Genomic DNA, 21,937 nt, shown 5'->3' on the forward strand with positions numbered 1-21,937 from the left:
CGATATCATCAACAGAGATAACAAAATCGACGCGGTCACGCGGCACGATACGGCCATTGGACAGCTGGACAGCTTCACCAGTTGCCAGCATTTCCTGTTCGATCCGGCTGATTTCGTCCAGGTAGAACCGCGTGAATTCATTATCCAGCTGATTACCTGACTGGTCATAGCCATATGTGGTCAGGTTGCGACGGGCTTCTTCGAGTGCAATTTGACCCGACGAACGGATTCCCGCCTGCCCCAGCGTGGCCTTGATGATCAACTCTCCAAATTCGTCACGGGTGCCGTCCATCACAAGACCGGCAACAGGGTTTTCTTCTGTCCCCACGTTGATGATGCCCGTGATGTCCAGATTCAGGTTGCGCCGTGCACCTGTGCGCACTGTCCCATCGTTGATGATCTGCGACCGCGCATCGGCCAGACCAAAGCCCGGACCGGTATCATTGTTGCTGCCACCAAAGGCGCTGTCGATCGCGTCACCAATGGCAGAGGCCCAGTTGGTCCCCTTGGCCATCCCGATGACAGAGCCGAATCCCAGTTCGTCAGCGTTCAGGTCAATGTTCTGGAAGCTTTCGACCAGCGCACCGCCTTTGATTTCGATAATATTCTCGGCCAGATACAGCGCGCGAGTCTCAAGATCGTCAATCGGGATTGCGGAACCCGCGATGTTATCGACCCGTGCCTCCAGCTTGACGGTTTCAATCGTCAGATCCTTGTCGGTTCCGGTCGACATGAACATGTCGCCGTGCGACAGCACTGTGGCATTTTCGTTGATCGTGATCGTGTTGGCTGGCGTTACATCGATAAACGCATTGCCCAGCGCGACCGTGGCCGCACCATATGTTTCCGAATAGGACTGCAAGTAGATATCGAACTTGCCAGAGGCTTCAAACTCAAGCTCGCCGAGCGCCTCGATATCGGCGTTGGTGCCAACGATGATGTCGGCAGACACATTGCGGGCGTCAAGCGACAGGAACGCACCGGCACCGGACACGGCACCTGCGGTTTCCAGACGGACCTTGTCCACGATGTTGATTTCGTTGAAGGCCTTGGCAAACAGGTTGCCCGACCGATCCGATGTATCGACATCGACGTTATTGCCAAAGGTGACTGTCGTGTCGAAGTTGACTGTTGTATTACTGCTCGCACTCGCACCAGACGCGATACCGCCTGTCTGCGCGTCAACATCGTTGCCACCGTTATCGACCCGATCCAACCGGTTATTGGCGGTCAGAACCATCGTGCCAGAGGACACTTTGGCGTTGTTGCCAATGCCGCTGTCAACGGTTGAGGTAATGTAATTATCCGCATCAGCGCCCGCACCCGCAATCGCACCAAATGCGTCGGTTTCGACTTCGGTGTCGATCTTGCTGGTCTGTGAGGCTCCGATCTGGAACAGACCGGTGATGTCGATGTCAGCACGGTTGGCCGTGGATGACGCATCAAGAACAACCGCATCAATATTCGCTGTCGCCCGCGTAACAGGCCGCGCCGCAGCTCCTGATGCCAGACCATAGGCACCTGTCTTTGTCAGGGCCGCGTGGTCGGTCACGCCACTTGCAAGGATCACAACATTGCCGCCGGTGATATCCGCGCGGTTGCCAACGGTCGCCGCGACATTGGTGTCCGACGTGACCGATGACGTCGCCGCACCCACACCGACAAGACCCGCAGCGGCCGCTGATGACAGGCCCCTCTGCTTGACGTTGGAATAGGCGTCCATCACCAGATTATCTGCGTTGATGGTCGCATCCGTGGCAATCCGTGCCGCGATATTGTCAGTATTTTCAACAACAACCGTCGTCGAACTTGCGCCAATCAGGATCGCACCGCTTGACGCCTGAGCCGTCGCATCTGCCAGATATCCCGTTGGGGTCGTGGACTCCGAACCCGCAGTTGCCGTCAGCGTGCCAACCGTCAGTGACCCGGTTGAGGATCCGACTTCGGTCACAATTTTTGCACCCGTGCGGATAATCGCTTCGCTTACACCCAAAGAAGCCGTTGCCGCAGCAGAGAAGCCTTCGACGTTCGCCTTGGTTTTGATCTGCGAGCGCGCATCGATGTCCAGCGTGCCAGCGGTCAGGTTCACGCCACCCACGCGCGCGGTGACACTGTTTGCAGACCCGCTTTGACGTGTGTTGATGATCGCCTTCGATCCGGCAGCCGAGAAGCCGAACAATCCAGCCGCAACCGACAAGACTTCGACTTCGGCATCCAGATCAGAGCTGTTGATGGCTTCGACTGTCATTGTTCCGGGGACGACGATCACATCGTCATTGCCCGTTCCGGACACAACGGCAGAAACCGTGCTGTCCGCCGTGATCTGGGCCAACGCCCCACCACCGGACACCGCCGCGCCGACACCGGCTGCAACCGACAGGGCGGCAGCGCGGGCTTCAACGTCGACTTCTGTGTCATCCGTCGCGCTGAGCGTCAGGTTGCCCGCATTCACGTCACTGTTGTGCAAGGTTGCAGTGATCGTGTTGCTGACCGTATTTTCGGCCAAAGAAACCGCCACAGCACCAGCATATGCCGCAACACCGGCAGCAGCGGCCACGGCGGCAGATTCAACCGAGGCGTCGATTGTTGCATCGTCCGTTGCAGTGATATTCGCCAGACCACCGGCGTTCAGTGTTGAACTGTCAACCGAAACGCCGACGCCATAGTTCAGCGTGTTATAAGCAAATGAACCTGCCCCGGCAGCACCAACGGCGACTCCGCCAACGACAAGTGCAACAGAGAAGGAACCGACATAGGCGTCAATCTCGGACGTCATGCTGGCGGTCACATTGATGTCAGTTTTCGCTGTCAGGTTCGCACCACCGCGCACTGCGGCGAACACGCCGGAATTTGCGCCGTTGCCGATGAAGTTACGCGCGAGCGAGCCGCCTACAGAGACGCCAACACCGACCCCGCCGCCACCAAGCGACACAGCCGCCGAAATGATTTCGGCGTCGATCCGGCCATTGCTGACAGCCGTGACATTGATGTCTTGTGCAACAGGCGTACCCGGCACCAGCCTGTTGACGAACAGCGGGTTGCCATCTGCCAGATAGACCGCATCATTGGTGGCCAGCGGGCCTGTCAATGCGACAAGGACCGGCACAAATTCGTTGGTGCCCGTCGTTTCATTATACGTGATGTTGTATCTCAATACGCCATTGGCATCGCGCGCCTGCACCTGAAGGCCGGAATATTCAGACTTGATGGTGCCGTCAGCGTTAAAGATAACGCTGTCCGCGCCCGCGCGCGCCTGTTCCTGCTGCGGTGTCAGGATTGCACGCGGCTGCGCACCCGCTGGCGTCGTGCTGCCATCTGCATTGACAGTCGCAATCGTGCCATCGGCATTGTAGAAAATGACTTCGCCCGCTGCGTCCGTTTCAAAAAGTGGAATCGGCAGCCCGTTTGCATCGAGGACAAGTTCACCAGCGGCATCGCGCTCGTAGGCCTGCACCAGAACCACTTCCACCGGGTTTGCCGAGTTCGCCACGAGCGTGGCACCGACAACTTCGGATCTTGTTGTGTTGCCAATCCGATTCGTCGCCGCCGCGCCGGACCCCGACACTGCAACACCGACTGCACCACCCGCAACGGATAGGGCCGCGGCTGCCGCAATCGTGCGGATCAGGGCCACGTCACTGGCGTTGACCGTGATATCACCCGCGTTTGCGATCACGCTGCCTGTGGCAGGAGATGTTTCGGTAATGTCTGCCAAAGTGACGTTCGCAATATCATTGTCGGCATATGCACCGGCCAGGGACACAGCCACGCCCACAAAGCCGATCGCCACTGATACAGCGACGGCACCCGCGATTGCTTCGATCTTTGAGGAATCCGCCGCGTTTACGGTGATCGCATCACCGGTCACATTGCCGTTGCCCATGTCGATGGTGGCATGGGTTGTTCCCGCAATGGCATTTTCGGCATAGACACCAGACCCGGCGACAGACACCCCGACATACCCGGCGCTGAGCGCGGCAGAGCCTGCAAAAACGAGGCTGTTGATGGTCTTGAGCGAGTCAGCAAGCACATTGACGTCGCCTTGCGCGGTGATTGTGCTGTTGGTGATCCGGGCTTGGGTCAGCCCGGTGTTTGCGACCGTGTTGCCTTGGGCATCCTTGCCGATGAAGTTGCGGGCAACCGATACACCAAGGGCCACCCCCACACCGACGCCACCGGCACTTGCGGCCAGTGATGCGGTCAGGACCGCTGCGTTGATCAGGCTGGCGCTGTCCGCGTCAACCTTGATATCGCCGCCTGTCGCCGAGACGATTGAATCCGTGATATGCGCTGTGACGTTCGACAAGACCACGTTGACGGCAAATGCACCTGCCCCCGCGACTGCAACGCTTGTGCCACCAATGCCAACACCGACAGACACCGCGCCTGCAATCGCATTGATGGTTGTGCGCTGCGCTTTCAGCTGTCCACCTTCGTAAGTCAGGTTCCACGCCCGGCCGGATTCGTCGACCACGGCCCAGCGGCTGCCCGCCTCAATGATGGTGACGCGCAATTCGCCATCAACAGTGTCAATGGCGGCCAGTGCGCTGTTTAGTGCGTCATCAGTGTTGTCGTTATCTGCAACGCCATTGATGTAGGCAGGTGTCAGGCTGGCTGGCAGGTCAGTTGGCGCTTCGTCACCAGCGGTGCTTGCCCGCACAACCACACCTTCGCCATCAGCGTTCGTGCCAGTCGCAGAGACGTTGCCTGCGTTGGTAATATAGGCCTGCACGTCGTTTTGAACGGTGTTAAAGGCCAGCGAGACGCCAAGCGACACGGCGACACCGACGCCACCACCTGCAACAGACAGGCTTGCCGCGATTGCAGCGGTATTGATTGCGCTGGCATCTTCGGCCGTGACCGTGATGGTGCGCGCGCTGATCCCTTCGGCGCCAACGCCCTGAATGAATGCATGTGGCGCGGTTGAAATCCTGTTTTGGACAACGGCACCGGACAGCGAAACGCCAACACCTGTGCCACCCGCAGCCAGTGCTGCGGCAATCGCAACGGATGCGGCATTGATGGTCTGGGTTGTCGTAGCTTCGACGTTCAGATCAGCGGCAGCATCAATGCTGCTGTTGATGATTGATGCGGTCACAGGGGCAGGTGTGCGGCTTATGCCGATTTCTTTCCACTGTTCGACATTGTTGTAGTCAACGCCAATCAGAGGAATGTTATCAGCGCCATTCAGCGCCTGATCGGCATTGGTGTCTTGGTTCGGCTGCAACGGCGTTGTGCCAATATATTCAAACGTGCGGCCTGCGTTCATGCCTTGGGTGACACGCACGGTGTTGCCGGTGACAAGCTGTTGGCCCGGCGTCAGGGTCTGGTCGCTGGTGAATGTCGTTGCCGGATTTGTGTAATCATGGCCAATCATGTTGTTGGCATAAGACGCGCCAATCCCCACACCGACACCGGTACCACCCGCAGCAATCGCCACTGATGCGCTGACGATAGCGGCGTTGATCTGGCCTTCGCTGGAGGCAATGACAGAAACGCCACCCGTTTGCGTGTGAACACGCGCGTTGTTGATCGTTGCGGCCACTCCTGCACCAATCCGGTTGAACGCCAAAGCGCCCGCCAGCGATACGCCAACCCCTGTGCCACCAAATCCAGCCGCAAGTCCTGCCGCAGCGGACAGCGCGTTGATCTGAGCCACGTCTGTTGCCGTCACATTTACATTGCCGGTTGTGGCATTCACGCCGCCAGTGATGGCGTTGCGAATGACAGCCTGTGTTGTGCCGTCAATTTCGTTTTGGGCAACGCTGACCCCGATGGATACGCCCACGCCAGTCGACCCTGCTGCCGCCGCGATGGAAGCTGCACCTGCGACCGCGTTGATCTGTGCGTTGTTCGTGGCCGAAACGTCAACTGATGCGGCGTCAATGCTGTAGCCCGATGGCAGCAATGTCGTGGCATCGCCCTCGATCATGGCGGTCGTATTTGTGTCGATCACGTTGCGCACATAGACGCCAGTGCCGGATACAGCGATCCCGTTGCTGCCTGCCGCAATTGACACGGCCCCGGCCACATTCACCGCGTTGATCTTTTGGTTCGAGGTTGCGGTCACATCAACGTCGCCCGACGTCACGACGGAGCTGTCCCTGATATAAGCCGTCGTCAGCACCGGATCAGAACCGGAGGTCGTCGCCCCAATCAGGTTTTGCGCAATCGCAGCACCAATGGATACGCCAACACCCGTGCTGCCAAACCCGGCAGAAATGGCCGCCGCAACGGTCAGCGCGTTGATTGAACTTTGGTTGTCGGCAGTGATGCTGACATTGCCGGTGCCCGCATTAATCTCAGCCCCGTCCAGATAAGCAGACGTGCTGGATAGAACCACGTTCTGACCATAAGCGCCTGCACCTGCAACGGCGTAACCATTGCTGCCTGCGCCAACCGCAAAGGCGGCAGCTCCGGTCACTGCGGATATCGTCGCAACTTCGAATGTCAGGACGCCGCTGTCGTTGAAGGCAAGGTTGAAGGTCCGGCCAAGGCCGTCGACCATGACCCACTTGGTGCCATCATTTGCCTTCGAAAATGCCAGTTCGCTCAGGTCATCAACTGTATCTGCGACCAACGTATCGGTCAGTTTCGCATCCATCAGACCAACCAGCACCGCGCGTGTGGTTGAATCCTCCGACGCATCAGTCGCTTCGGCTGCATTTCCGGCACTGTTCAGGTCAGTGACTGTCAGATCGTTCAGCGACTCTTCGGTCACTGCCGCATCTGCATTATCGGCGACGAAACTGGCACCGGGGGCGACGACGGCCTCGACCGTGACACCATCGGTGGCGGTTGTCGTCACATCTGCGCCGACAATACGGGCGCTTACGTTATTATCGACTTCGTTGAAGGCCAGACCCAGCCCGATCGACGCGGCAATGGATGTCCCGCCAGAGACAGAGGCGCTGACCGCTGCTGCTGCTGTCAGTGCGTTGATCGTGCTGCTGTCGTTTGCCTTGACCTCGACCGCGTCTGCATTCACGTCGCTGCCTGCGCCGGTGATTTCGGCTACGGCACCGCCTGCAATCATGTTGCGCGCGGCAGCGCCACCGCCTGCAATCGCGCGGGCACCGCCGGTGGACCCGGCAAGCGCAACCGCAGCAGCGGCGGCAGTCGCGGTGATCGCCTGGGCGGAATCTGCTGTGACACTCACAAGGACGGGCGGTGTGTCAGCCGCTCCGCTTGCGACGGAGACATTGTCCATGGACGCATAGGCTGTCGCCTGCGTACCCTTGGTCAGGTCAACACGCTCCCACAGGGATACATCAGCGAAATCCTCGATCCGCAGGTCAACACCGTTGGCGATGACGTTGCCTTCTGAATCCGTCACCTGACGCGGGCTTGCGCCAATGTAGCGGTAGGTCTGACCCGAAATCGGGCTGCCTTCGGTGCCCTGTACGTAGGTGCCATTCGTGATCGTGGTCACGGAATCCGTTGTGTCAAGCACCGTTCCGGTCAGGGTCGGGGTTGTCTGGCTATAGCCAATGACGTTGTCCACATAGACCGCACCGATGCCAACACCTGTGGCACCGTTGCCAAGGTTAAAGGCCCCGCTGACGCTGGCCGCCAGAACGGTCGCGTCAATCCGGCTGTTGCTGTCGGCATCGACCGTGATTTCATCACCGGCATTCAGGGTACTGTTGGTCACATCCGCATGCGCCTGCCCGTTGACCGAGTTGAACCCAACCGCAGCACCGCCAGAGAAACTGATCTGGCCAGAGCTGCCACCGGCCGACAGGCCAACAGCCATTGCCGCAGACAGACCTTGGGCGGTGATGCTGGCATCGCGCATCGCAGTGACGGCAATATCTTCACCGGCCAGAATGCTGGCGCCGGAAATCGACGCATCGGCATTCGAATTCACTTCGTTGCGGGCAAAGCTTGCCGCAACAGACACGGACTTCGATCCACCTGTACCCACGGCAGCAGAAACGCTGGTTGCCGTCACGGCGGCATTGATCGCGGCCATATCATCAGACGTGACTGTCACAGACCCGCGACGGGCCTGAACGCTATTGGAATCAACAATTTCAGCGGTCGTATCCGACGCTGTGCGGTTCATCGCGATAATCACGCCAACAGATATGGCGTTCGACTGATCCGCAAGGGAAACACCCGTTGCCACGGCTGCGTTCATGATTTCGGCGTCAATGATGGTGTTATTGTCCGCATCAACGATCAGGTCGTCGGCGACATCGACAGTTGAACGGGCCACGCGCGCTGTCGCGCTGCTTGGGTCTGGCGTCGCAACCGTTGTCCCAACAAACGTATCAGCCAAATTGAACAGTACGTTCTGCGCATCAATCCCCACAGAGTTGAACGCAACAGAGGCACCGACGGCAACAGTGTTTCCGCCGCCACCCTCGGCGATGGTGGTTGTATCAAGTGTGGCATCGATTTGCGCTGTGTTGTTGGAATAGACGGTCATGTCGCCGTCTTCGGGCGTTACAAACTGCTGCGTGTCCTCGCGGATCACAGCACCTTCGTCGTCGCGCTGTTCGGCACGGCCACCGATATCCAGCGTGCGGCTGGCTTCGTTGGTTTCATTGGCGTTGCCGACGGTGACATCTGCATCGACCACCTCGGCAGAGGATGTAGACGTCACATTGTTGGTTGCGATATTCGCATTGACCGCAATCACATTGCTGTCTGCCGCAAACAGCGACCCGCCCTTGGCTTTGACGAACCCTTCGTTCTTGGCGTCGATCTTGGCGTTCTCGACAGCCGACACAAAGACAAAACCGTCCGTCACATCAACATCTGCACCGGCCAGCTTTGTCCTGACAGACGATTGCAGGTCGTTCACAGACAACAGTACACCAACTGCCGTCGCATCTGACTGGGTGACGTTCAGGCTGATTGAACTTGGCACGAGACTTTCGATGTCCGTGACAATCACCTCTTTCCACAGGTCCGTGTCAGAGAAATCCACCGTCGCCAGATCAACAGGTTCTTCGCTGTTTTCGCCGATGTAGGTATATTTCTTGCGCTCTTCAGTCGGATCGGTTGGGGCACGGCCCAGAACCCGCTGCCCTTGGAGAAGGAATTGCAGGCCTGAGGCGGTTGTAAAGGCGTAATCCGCCATCAGCGTCTCGAGCGCGCCGGTAAAGATCGACAGGCCGCCATCGTTCGAAACGGTGGTCGCTGTCGCCATCTTGTTCTTGGCGTCAATCAGCGCATCATCGCTTGATGTGACGATAACCGCGCCGCCGGCCTGCAGGCTGTTGATCGCGGCGACACCTTCGGCGCGCTCTGTCCAGCCGCCACCGTCTGTGATTGGCGTGGTCAGGTCAAAGCCGGGGATTCCTCCGCCGGTGCGTTCATAAACGGTGCCATCCGCTGCGATGACAAAATCACCCCGGACGATATCGACCGTGCCGCCATCCGCAGCCGAATAGCCGCCGGTCACCTCTGCGCGGGCGCTGGAAAGCACTTTGTTCAGCGACAGCACGCCACTGCCCGTAGTGCCGGACGCCTCGACAAAGGCGCTGGCCGCACTTGTGGTCTCGTTGTTGACCTCGGCGATCAGTTCCGCCTCGTTCACCGCATTCACGATGATTGCGTCAGCGGCAATCACCTGCACGTTGGACATGAAGGCATAGGCTTCAACGGGATTCCGGGTGTCTTCTGCCCCGTTTGTCAGGTCAGGATCGCCAATCAGAGCGCCGAATGCGTTGAACAAGACGTTGGTGGCATTATAGCCCATCGAGTTGAAGGCAAGGACAATGTTATAGCCTTCATCACCTGTCGCGATGTTTGCCGACGTCAGCGCGGTCATCTTGACCCCGTTGATCGCTTCGACCGTGACGGTGCCGGTTGTGTCGGTGGCATCCGCTTGCGCAGTCAGGCTGGCATCCTGGGCCGATGCTGTGGCCGACCCGGTCAGCAGGTTCGTCGCAACAACGCCGCTGACGGCACGGCTTGTGCCCGTGCCTGCAACTGTACCCCCGGAAGAAGATGTCGCCGCATCGGTCGTCGCCTTCATTTCACTGCTGAGGGTCGCGCGGATTGTGATATCGTCGTCGGCCTCCAATGTGGCGTTTGACACATCTGCCTGTGCTTCGCCGATCAACTGGTTGTAGACGAACATCGCGCCTGTCGCGACGCTGTCGCTGTCCTGATCGCCGCCGCTGGGGATGTTCAGGCCCTGCGGAATGATCTGGCTGGAAACGGACTCCTTCCAGTAGTCGGCATCGCTGAAATCAGTCGTCGCCAGATCGACAACACCGTCATAGCGCAGCCCATCGGCGTTGGTGTTTTCTTCGACCCAGTCGGTCGTGCCGTAATCAACCGCGGACAGATCAATGCTGTTGATCCGGTTCGGATCACGCGGCAGCGGGGTCGCATTGTCGTAGCGGTAGAAGGTCGCAACTCCTGTGGCCTCATCGACCACACGGACCAGATCACCCTGCACCAGATCGGTCACACGGTCGGTTGAGGCATAGACCGTTTCGCCTTGGGCCGGGTCACTTGGGCCCATGTATTCCATGACCTTGCCCGCAAAGGGGCCGCCATCGTCAGGCATGCGCACCAGATGGCCAAAGCGCAATGCAACTTCCTGCGACGTAGCAGCGGACCTGACCCAATCAACCGGGGTCACATCATTCAGCGTTTCCTGCAACACCGCAGCACCGGCATCATTCAGGGTCGAGCTGGCAGAGACCAGTTTCACGTTCGCAAAGTGCCGCTGTGTGTCGGTCGCTGTCACGGCGATATTGTCGCCTGCGTCAATCTTGGCGTCTGCGGCGGCATCAGCGTTATCGATCAGCGCTTTGGCTTCGCCCAGCACCTTGTTGGACGCGATGATCAGGCCAAATGACTTGCCGTTTGCACCTGTCAAAGCGCCCGCAGCAGACTCGGCTGTGTTCGATACTGTGGAGTTCAGCAACTCTTCCGACCTTGCGTCCACGGTGATGTCAACACTGGCGTCAACGTCACTGTTGGTAATTTTCGCAATGGCCGAAGCGGGGGCAGATGGGTCCACAAGCCGATGGAAAGCTGGGTCTGCCGACACGGCTTCGACCGTGTTGAACAGCACGTTTGAGGCATTATAGCCCAGCGTGTTGAATGCCAGTGTGACCGACACGACTTCATCACCTGTTTTGCCGGTGGCGTTCAGCGTCGCATCCATGACCGTGCGCTGGGCAGCAGTCACATCCACGCTGCCATTGGTCGATGAAACGTCGGAATCCTTGATCTCTGCCGTGGCAGAGTTGCGGGCGGCGTTGGTCGAAATCACACCTTGGCGCGCGATGGAGTCGCCAGACCCCCAGGCAGAACCGCCAGAGCTTTCGACCGAAGAGGCCAGCTGCGCCAGCAACGTCGCATTCGCAAGCGCGTCAACAGTGATATCACCATCGGCAATGGCATTCATCGTGTCGATCAGGGCGGAAACGCCACCCTGCACATCATTCAGAACAATGATGCCGCCGTTGGCGACACTGTTGGAATCCGCCAGATTGCCGAGGCTCGGGAACAGCACATCAGACAGATCGCTGTCGTCGGAAATCTCGGTCCAGAGAGTGTCATTTGTCAGGTCAAGCAAGCCGCCACCGCCAACCGTCAAAGCGCTCAGATCAACTGACGTCGCGGTCGCGCCCTCAAAGCGGTAGAATTTGCCTTCTTCAGAGTTGGGGCCGAGCGCACCAATACGCACGACGTCACCTTCGATCAGGTCCTTTGTCCCCGAGGACGTCGTAAAGCTATAGTCTTCCTGCGTCAGCTGGTTGGCAATTTTCTGGAAGCCGTCGATGTTGTTTTCGACAATGGCCGAAACGGTCAGCGACGAATCCGCGCGCACATTGGCTGTATCAGCTGCAAAGACTGTCAGGGCGCCGTTGTTCGATTGCACAGTAAAGGCGCGCGCATCGGTCACCTCGGTCCAGTCAGGACCGTTGTAATTTTCGGAACTCAGATCGATGGACAATACGGGATTGACCACATCAAAATCGCCACCATTCGCAATGATAGCGGCGATCAGGTCGATGCCGGCAGCATCGCTCAGGTCTGCACCGGTGTACGACAGGATATCGCCAGCTGCGAATTCGGTGCCATCATCGGCGGTAATGGCTGTGACCAGCTTGATCGTGTCATCCGCGACAAGTGTGAAAGGCTCAGCGATGCTGAGGTTGTCATAGTCGGTGACGCGCACCCGGTCGTCGCCATCAAAACGATAAAGCGTGCCATCGGCAGCGCGGACGATATCGCCGTCGCGCAATGCAGAAACGGTACCCGTGCTCTCAAACGTGGCCACATCGCCACCAATCCACGCCTTGGTTTCGCTGAGCACCTTGTTAGAAGCCAGAACACCGCCAGCGGCAGCCCCGTTGGCGCCATACTTCAGCTTGCCCTTGAATTCTTCGCCCTTTTTCTCGGCCTCTGCCCTGTCCTTGTCCAACTTCTTTTGCGCAAGGAAACGGTCAACGAGGGCCAGATCGTTCTTGGCTTTGACTTTTTGGTCATTGCCGATCCGTGCATTCAGCAGGTTGACCAGATAGACATTCAGATCGGTCGTGCCATCGTCCTGCACTTCGGCCAGAAGCTGCCACAGGTTGCCCGCATCATCAGACACATACCACTGCGCTTCTTCTGCCAGTGTTTCGACGGTCAGCGTTGCCTCTGAATCCGCAGGAAGAATGCCCAGCGCAATAAACTGCGCCTTGAGTGCAACCGCAACGGCCGCATCGTCGTCAGCATCGTCGCTATCGCCATCGGCGACGCCCAGATCATTCAGCGCCTGCGCATCAACAGCGGCTTGATCAATCGTGCCCAGTGCTTCGCGGCTTTCGGCACTGACGGTTATGTCGCCCTCGGCGGTCAGGTTGGCGCGGTTGGCATAGGCTTCAGCACCGTAGGTCTGGATGTCCGTCACCAGTGGGGTCAGATAATCAGACCCCAACAGCGCCTCTGCAGCTTGGAAAAAGATGTTGTGGTTGTCATAGCCGACCGTGTTGAAGGCAAACAGAAGGCCAACGGTTTCGGCTTTGGCCACGGCCGTCAGGGTCACGGTGGCATCAGCCACAATAAGGTTCAGCGCCTCTACCGTGATGGCACCATCTGCGCCGCCTGCGGTCAGGTCCGAGTCTTCGACAAATGCCTTGGCCTGTGACAGAACAGAGTTTGTGGCGACAACGCCAGCGCCTGCTTCTTTTGCCTCAACTTCGCTGGCTTCCACCGCATTCAGCCTGGACCGCTCAGCCGCAGTGACCGCAATATCGCCAGCAGATAGGACAGTCGCATCCTTGATATAGGCTTCGGCACCACCTTCAACTTCGTTGCGCGTGATCATGGCAAAGGTGGACTTTGATCCGCCACCCTTCATACCAGCAACCTTCATCAACAATGTTGCCAGCTTGGAAGGCACAATCGTCGTTGCGGTCATTTCTTTCCACAAATTGACGTTGGTGTAATTCTCGGTGCCCAGATCTACATCTGTTGCGCTATCACCCATAAAGCGGAAGACCGTGCCATCGACGTAAACATCATCGCCAAAGGTCAGGTCGCGGGTCCCGGACAAGCTTGTGAATTTATAGGAATCCAGCAGCTTTTGCGCGGTTTCATTGATCACGCCAACAAACAGGTCATTACTGGTTGACTGCGCTGTGACTGACGCGCTGGTGGCATTCAGGGTGGCAGCGTCATCCGCCTTGACCAGAACTGCCCCTGTGTCCGTGACGACACCTGTGACTGTGGCATTGATGATATAAGCCTCTGCACCACCAGCCAAAGCGTTTGACACAAGCGTTCCCGCCAGAACTTCACCCCCAGCACCCTGCGCCGCCGCTGCGGCAGAGGACGCGTTGGAATCGCGGCTTGATGTCAGTGTCGCCTCATTTGTCGCGATCACGTCAATCGCGCCTGCACTTACGTTGTCGGAATTGATGCCAGCGGTTGTTGTCGCTACATCCTTGGTCCCGATTTCAAGCCCGATCAGCGCATCAAGCGTCTGGAATGCGATGTTGCCCGCGTCATAGCCCAGCGTGTTGAACGCGATCAAAAGCAGGCCAGCTTCGCTGCCGGTGTTCACAAGCGCTTTCAACTGGGCATCAAGGGTGATGGTGCTGGTCGCCAGAACAGACAATTTACCCGCGATATCCGTGCCATCAATATCCGTCAGAACGGCTGTCGCTTCACCGATGACGGTGTTGATGACAATTGCGCCACCAACGGCACGGCTGTCGCCTTTGCCGGTAACGCTGCTGCCGCCAGACGACGAAATCCCGATGTCAGCCTTGGCCGTCACGTTGCTTGATTCCGTAGCGGAAATCATCGCATCGCCGGCGGCGGTTGTGAGTGCCGCGCCTGTGACCGTAATCGCAGATTCAGTTTTCACATCGTTGCGCACCAACATACCACCAAAGGCCTGACTGTTGGCATCGGTCGCATTCAGTCCGGTAGGGATAATGTCTGTGGCAAGCTCTGCCCGCCAGCGCGACTTGTCAGAAAAATCTTCGGTGGCGAGGTTCACCTCTTCGGTGCCATCGACCATGAATTTATAAATGGTGTCGGGGGTCGCTGTGCCGCCGTCGGATTCCAGGTAGTTCGGCATCGCCATGACGGTGTCGCCAAATCCAACTGTCACCGTCGGATCAGCTTCGCGCACCAATGTCAGACCGCGCACGCCATCTGTATAGGCGTTTGTGCCATCGGTGCGGTAAGTCGCATCGGCAAAGGTCGCAATCAACTCGTCGGTCAGGCTGAGCCCGAAGTTTGACGATGTCACACTGTCCGACACGACAAGCGTTTCAGCGGCAACGGTGGTGTCATCTGTGGCCAGCACATCCAGTGTGGCCCCGCTGATACCGGCACCGCCGTTCACTTCAACCTTGGCACGGGTCGCGATTTTATTCTGCGCAAGGACAAAGGCAACCGCCGCACCGGCCGAATTCTGGAATGCGGAATCCGCAGAAGTTTTGGCCGCGTTCGACATGAACGCGCTGGCCTGCAACATGTTGTCAGCCGTAACAGAGGCCGCACCTGTGGCCGTGACGGCAGAGTTCGTCAATGTGACCGTCGCGCCGTAAGGGGCTAGTGACGACCCCAGATCAATACCGATCAGCGTATTGATGGCCAACCCAAGGTAGTTGCCCACATCCACGCCCAGCACGTTCATGGCCACTGAAATACCAACAGCCCCGCCACTGGACCCCGTCAGCGATGTGCCGGATTCCGAGCGGGACGAGAAGATCGCAGTGTTGTCCGCATCGATCATGACGGTCGCGCCGTCAAAGGTGGTGTTCGTGGCCGTCAGGGCCACGTCGCCGTTCATTTCGTTCACGGCAAGGGTGCCGCTAAAGCTCCACTGGTCGACACCGTTTGATGCGTTTGTGACGCCCTGCCGCTGCAGTTTTTCAGACAGAACAACAGACCAGACAGAACTTTCAACTTTCGCAGAAAGGATGCCGGTTGTGTCCAGATCACTATCCGTCAGAGTAATTGTGGTGTCGCGGTCCAGCATGTTCAGCGCGGCGGCATAGCCCAACTGCACGCGGGAATAGCTTTCTGCATTGATCGAGGTCGAGGTTGAAGTCGCATAAAAACGGGCGCTATCGGTGGCCGCGAGGGTCAAATCCTCTGCACCGGCGTCCAAGACAGCATTGGCCATCCCGATATGCGTCCGCCCGATGTCCACATCGTTGATGGCGGCCTTGCCTTCTGTTTCGGTCTGCGTCAGCGATGTTGCCTGCAAGGACAAGCCTTGCGTGTTGCTGTTGACAAAGGTGCCCAGAATTTCGGTGATGTCAGTGCCAAAATTGGTTGTGGCAACACCAACAAAGTCAGACGTGACAATGTTGCGGATATCACCGCCACTGGTCGCCGCTATATTGGCGTCACCGCCCGCACCAAGCGTGACATTGTCTGCCGCACTCGTCCCGTTGAGTTCGACGCTGGTATCGCGATCAATATCAAGTGTAGAGACAAGCAAATCATAGCCATTGCCGCTTGACGTTTCACTGACCAGTTCGACATTGCCACTTGTGTCGCGCAAACTATCAAGGAATTCATTGAGCGTCGTCAGCTCGATATTCACATCGGTGTTGGTGCTGGCCGCGATATTCAAGGACGGATCGCCATCAATGCCCGGCGTTGCATCGCCGCTCGCCGCGATGATGGATGCACCCGCACGAACCTCGACGGTAGTTGTGGTGTTAATGTCATTCACGGAAACAGCGGCGAGCAAATAGTCACCGGTAATTGTCAGATCCACATCGGTATCGGCCGTCAGGGAAACTGCGTCACCGTCGATTGTGACATCCTCGCCGACAGTCACATTGGCTGCCGCTGTCAGATCAAAATTGCTGGCCTGCAAGCCAAGCGTCGATTGCGTCGCGTCAATGCCAGCGTCCGCAGAAACGGAAATGACGTCATCAGAATAGATGTCGGCATTCAGCGTCACACTCGCCGTTGCAGAGGTCGCCCCGACAAATGTGCCGATCGCGCTATCAGTCGCATTCAGATCGACAGCGCCCACACGTGCCGTATCTGATCCGATTGCTGCATCTACGACAATGCTTTCTGCGTTCAGGTTCAGACTGCCAGTGAACCCCCCCGAGAAGTCAGTGATCGTGATCGTGTCGTTGCCGCCTTCGGTATTCAGGACGATATCGAAGTCGGCGGATGGGTCTGTCATAGCTTCGAACACAACCGACACCTGGTCGTCACCAGCACCGGTATTGATTACAAAGCTGTTGTTCAGGCTATAATCGTTGCCATTTCCACTGTCGGCAGGACCCAGATTAAGGACGGTAATATCTTCGGGTCCACCCTCCCAAGACACGCCAACCCTTTGACGCAGGCCCAGGCCATCGCCTTGATCTGATTCAAAAAACCGGACCGTCAAAGCGTCTGAATCAGCCGCGCCAGCCAGCGAAACAGCGGAAATATTCAAAGGGTCCGCACTTAGCAGGACGCGCTGCTCCATCGGATCAAGCATCAAACGCCATGCGGCTTCCTTGATGCGGTCAAACCGGGCCCTGTCGTGACGCCGCAACCGTGCGCGATTCCGTCTGTTCAATGGGATTTTAGGGAGAACTCCAGCAGCCTGGCGATCAAATGGCATTGACATGCGTCAATCCTTCCTTTGCCCCGGAATTCCCGTATCCCAAGGACGAAAATTAATCTTTCCAACAACCAACGGCAGTGGGACCCGTCAGCATAAAACGTTGAGCAGCCGAAAATTGACCGCCGTCGCCTTCGTCACCTTCTTCTGACTGTGTTTAAATTTCAAGGCAAATACATGGCTAATTTATGGCTAACCTGTTCCTGATGTGAGCGATTGCGTCTTTTTCAATATTTTTTTTCGCGTCACATCCGTTTAGGCAAATGTCCGCAGATGGCATTATCCGACTACGCTGCATCTTTAGCGCCCGCCGCGTCATTGACCTGTAAACAGACAGCCATCCGCCCAACCAATCAGCAAACCCGCGATCACCCGACCCTGCAGCCGCAAGGGCACTCAGCTTCCGGGCCAGGGCGATATCATCGGGGCATTCCAGCCAGATCGAAACGGTCACAAGGTCCCCCGCGACGGGGCATGATTTCCCGAAAGGTGTTTCAAAAATAACACAGTTTTCGTGGCGCAAGATGGCATCCCGCAAGCCCGGTGCTGAAACCGCTGACATCGGTGCGCCATCGTCCAACCACGCCGTGATCGCGTCGGGCGCCCAGCTTGTCATAACCTCGAAATCATCATATCCAACCACCCCGCAGCCCAACGCATCCGCAAGGCCCATGGCCAGCGTAGACTTCCCAGAACCCGGCGGGCCAGAGACTGAAATCACATTCAATTTCATTGCTTTACACCAGTCACGATATGAAACTCCGTATCAAGCGCGACCGCTTTCTTTTGTACTTCAAATCCCAAACCAGACAGCAGTGTGCTATATAACTCTGACGGTCTGTAGAATGGCGCAAAGACCAGATTGCCAAGCGTCTGCGTATCGCCGATGGCCGCGTCCGCAGCGCCAAACGGCTGCCGTTCACAGACGGTCAACCGTCCGCCTGCGGGCAGTAAATCAGCGGCCTGTTTCAACATGGCCACGGCCTCCTCTTCGGGCCAGTCATGCAGGACCGATTTAAACATGACCGCATCCACATTGCCTTCAAAAGGAGCGAGTGCGTTTGCCTTGCGCGCATCCCCCGCAACGAATGACAAGCCCGGCACATCGCGCCGTTTCTTGCCAAGTGCACAGACAGCAGGCAGATCGAAAACCGTCGCAGCCAGACCATCATAATGGGCCATCAAAGCCACCGCCATGACCCCCGTATTGCCGCCGATTTCCAGCAGATGCCGCGAATCACCAAGGTCGATTTCGGGTGCCAGCAAGGGGGCTTCGATGCGCGAAAGAGCCTCGACATAGTTCACCCAGGGAGCGGTCGCCTCAAGATGCGCGGGGGTCGTTCCTTCGGCCATATCGTAGCGAAACAAGCGGAAAGTGGCGGACTTTTCCATAAATGCAGGCAGGTCAGAAGCGAGGTCTTCGAACCCCATGGCGATGTCCGCAGCCGCCCGCCGGAAAAACGATGCCATGGCGCGGATATCATCAGAGGACCGTTCCCACGCGGACGCAAATTCGGGCGTCAGCACAAGGCCGCCTTCGTCCAGCGCCAAGACCCCGACACCCATTAGAATATGATGAATGGGTCCCAACTGGCCCGCTTGAATCGGCGCATCAAACAGTCCCCGTTGAGCTGCGACGTCAACGGCAACAGCCCCTTGAAGAGTCAATATCCAGGGAAACGGGAAGTTTTTTCGCATGGTGGTTAACGCGCCTTTGTTGGAGGTATCTTCATGGTTAACCGGTGTTTGATCCGACGCACAGAGCCCAATTATGGCAAATTCTTGTCAAACTTGTATGGTTAATCAGAGTTTAACGCCGCAATGATGCCAATTAGTCATGCCAGGCTCTCCGAAACGTAAGTATTTCGTAAAGGCAATTGCGGCTGAGCTTACATTTATGTTTATCTTCTTGGTGCGGGCGATGGGCCAACCACACAGCTGGGCTTTCCACCGTGACTTTTGAAGTAAAGGATTTGACATGGCTGGCTCTGCCTATTTTGTTTTGGAAGGCCCCCTCGGCTCTGGTCTAGGGAGCAGCCTTTCAACGGGGGGCAATCTGGTCACAGGCAGCTCGCCTTTCTCAGAGTTCATCGTCGGCGCAGATAGCGATGACGGCACCGCAGCATACATTTACACCGGCGCCAGTTCAGAAACTGATCCGGGCATTCCCGCCGATGGTTCACTGCCTTCCATATCCTTCACCACAACCGTCGGCGATGGTGGCGGCACAGCCGTTCTGGGTGGTTTCGACTTCAACGGGGACGGCATTGATGATGTGGCCGTCAGCGCGCCAAACGCCAATGGCGGCGATGGCGCGGTTTATGTGATCTACGGTCGTGAAGATCTTTTAGATGCTGATTTGACGCTGGCGGACCTGAACGGCACCAATGGTGTGATTATCAACGGTATTAGCGGCAGCAATTTTGGTGCAAGCCTGACGGCGGCCGACCTTGATGGTGTGCCTGGCGACGAGTTGATCATCGGCGCACCCACTGCCGGCAGCGGCAGCGATGCGGATCAGGGCGGCGTGGTCGCCGTTTCAATTGCGGACCTTGGCGGTACGGCCAGCTTCACTGTCACAGATTTCGATGTTGTCGGTCTGGCGGGTGGCGACGCGCTTGGCACGTCGGTCGCCAATGTTGGTGATATCAACGGCGATGGGATTGACGACATCGCCTTGGGCGCGCCGGGCGTTGATGCGGCAGACTCTGCAAATGGGGCAACCTATGTTGTGTTCGGCACGGGCAACAGCAATCCGCTTGAAAGCGCCGATCTGGACACTCTGGCCGGAAGCACTTTCCCGACGACAATCCCAACAACCGGGCTTGTCCTGACGGGCGGCGGGCAAGCGAACGAAGCTGGCTACGTGATCTCAAACGCTGGCGACATGAATGACGATGGGGTTTCTGACTTGCTGGTCACCGCCCCCGGCGCAGACGAGGCCTATGTGATCTTTGGATCGGCCGGTGGGTTTACCCCGGCTGACGCAGCCATTGACTTGGGCGACCTTGGCAACGCAGGGATCACAATCAGTGGTGCGTCAAACGGCCTTGTCGGCATCGGTGTCGGCGATGTCAGCGGCGACGGGCTTGATGATCTTCTGTTCACCGAAGTTGATGAATTTGGGAACGGCACGGCTTACCTTGTCTATGGCGGCGCGCTGGTTACAGACTTTGACCTGACCAGTCTTGATGGCACCAACGGATATACTTTCACCGGCATTGACACGGGCGTATTTGCCACGCTGGCTGCAAACAGCCTGGGCGATGTCAACAACGACGGTATCAATGACCTTGGTTTCGGCGTCTCCAGCGCAGACATTGGCGATGGCCAGACGATTGGCTTTCTTGGCGGTTCCGAAAACCTTGCGGCACTTGCCACTGTCGGCGGCGGCAGTGCCGGAACCATCGATGTGAGCGCGTTCAACAGCGTTGATCTGCCCGAGGCAGATTTTGTGCCAACTGACCTGAGCGTCACGATTGGCGGCGACAACACCGGCGAGATTGATCTGCGCGCCGATGAAACAACAGCGACAGGTATCGTCGAAATTTCAGATACAGAAGACGCATCTGCCACCTTCGACACTTCAGATGGCGGAACCGTCTCTGCCGGTCTGTTCGGCGACATAGTTGTTGCCGACGATGGTGACGGCTTTGAAGAAACCGACCGTTGGACATATACGCTGAATGCGGCCGGATTAGACGAACTCGTGAGGATCGGCGATGGCGAGACGATTCAGGACCGCATCCTGCTGACCGCCAGCAACGGCAGCCAGCGCGCAATCAATATCACGATCACGGGCGAAGATGATGAGGCGGTCGTAACGGTAGCGCCTTTGGACGTCCTTGCCCCTGCGCTTCCTGCCGGAACTGTCCTGACAGAAGATTTTGCATCCGTTCGTGGGACCTTCACCGTTGATGACCCCGATCAGAACGACAATCCCGATCTGGCGGGCCTGACCTTTGAAGGCGAGTACGGCGAGATTTCCTTTGACGAGACAGGCAACGGGTTCACCTACGTTGTCACCGAAGACCTGCCCGAACTGGACTTTGGTGAAACGCTGACCGAGACCTTTTCGGAAACCGTCGACGGGATTGCGATTGATTTCTCATTTACGATCGAAGGCCGTGACGAGGACACGGCAAACGATGCCACAGGATCACTCTACACTTTGGTTGGTGATGGTGTGTCCGTTTCGTTCGGGGCTGGCGACGAAGGCGTGGTCGGCACGGCTGGCAACGACACAATCGACACCGGTGCAGGCGACGATGTTGTTGATGGCGGTGCGGGCAATGACACGATCTCTGACGCCTTTGGCAATGACGACGTCATCGGCGGCGAAGGCAATGACGAGGTCACGCTGCTAAGCGGCCGCAACACAATCACCGATGGCGGTCTGTCCACCGACAGCAACTACTTCAAAGGTGGCGTTGGCCGCGACACGATCACGGGCGGCAGCGGGAATGACGTGATTGATGGTGACGCTGCATCTAACATCATTGGCAGCGCTGACATACTTGATGGTGGCACTGGTGATGACGTCATGCGCGGCGGTCTGGGGACCGACACGTTCATCTTCTCAACCGGCAGCGGCAATGACATCATCGCAAGCTTTGCCGATGTCGAGGGCGGTGGTGACGATCCATTCTCGGCAGTCGGGTTGTCCCGCGATTTCAATGTCTACCTTGATACGGTCGATGTAAGTGGTTTGGGAGGGATCACCGCAGGCAACGTGATGAGCAACATCACAAATGTTGCTGGCAACGCGGTTCTGACCGTGGGTAGTGACAGCCTGACCTTCTGGGACGTTTCCGCCAGCGACCTTTCCGCCAGCAATTTTGACTTCGGCTAATGGCCCAATAAACGGGAGTC

At 57.7% G+C, this 21,937-nt stretch carries 4 protein-coding genes (1 of these 4 only partly in view); 1 reads left to right on the forward strand and 3 read right to left on the reverse strand.

Annotated elements, in window-relative coordinates; all coding sequences use genetic code 11:
• From C8N45_RS05480 to C8N45_RS05490, 3 genes are all read right to left on the reverse strand, one after another.
• A protein-coding gene (locus C8N45_RS05480) for a beta strand repeat-containing protein (RefSeq protein WP_108385246.1) crosses the window boundary here: on the reverse strand, positions 1-17,071 show its 5' portion. 14,267 nt of this gene lie to the left of the window's left edge; only the first 17,071 of its 31,338 coding nucleotides appear in the window; the start codon lies at positions 17,069-17,071; its stop codon lies beyond the left edge, outside the window.
• 175 nt (positions 17,072-17,246) lie between these two features.
• Positions 17,247-17,798 carry an AAA family ATPase gene (locus C8N45_RS05485; protein WP_108385247.1) on the reverse strand — a complete coding sequence of 184 codons (552 nt, stop codon included), beginning with the start codon at positions 17,796-17,798 and terminating at the stop codon, positions 17,247-17,249.
• Positions 17,795-18,655 (reverse strand): methyltransferase, encoded by an 861-nt coding sequence (locus C8N45_RS05490; protein ID WP_181868903.1) that lies wholly within the window; start codon positions 18,653-18,655, stop codon positions 17,795-17,797. Before C8N45_RS05490 ends, C8N45_RS05485 begins: the two co-directional genes overlap by 4 nt.
• A gap of 388 nt (positions 18,656-19,043) precedes the next feature.
• Between C8N45_RS05490 and C8N45_RS05495 the strand changes: the two genes are divergently transcribed.
• Complete coding sequence (locus tag C8N45_RS05495; protein WP_108385249.1) at positions 19,044-21,917, forward strand: beta strand repeat-containing protein; 2,874 nt, start codon at positions 19,044-19,046, stop codon at positions 21,915-21,917.
• Positions 21,918-21,937: the final 20 nt, after the last annotated feature.

The organism is Yoonia sediminilitoris (assembly GCF_003058085.1).
Taxonomy (GTDB): domain Bacteria; phylum Pseudomonadota; class Alphaproteobacteria; order Rhodobacterales; family Rhodobacteraceae; genus Yoonia; species Yoonia sediminilitoris.

Coding starts and splice junctions, on each gene's coding strand:
- C8N45_RS05485 (WP_108385247.1), bottom strand. CDS start 17,798: ATGAAATTGAATGTGATTTCAGTCTCTGGCCCGCCGGGTTCTGGGAAG.
- C8N45_RS05495 (WP_108385249.1), top strand. CDS start 19,044: ATGGCTGGCTCTGCCTATTTTGTTTTGGAAGGCCCCCTCGGCTCTGGT.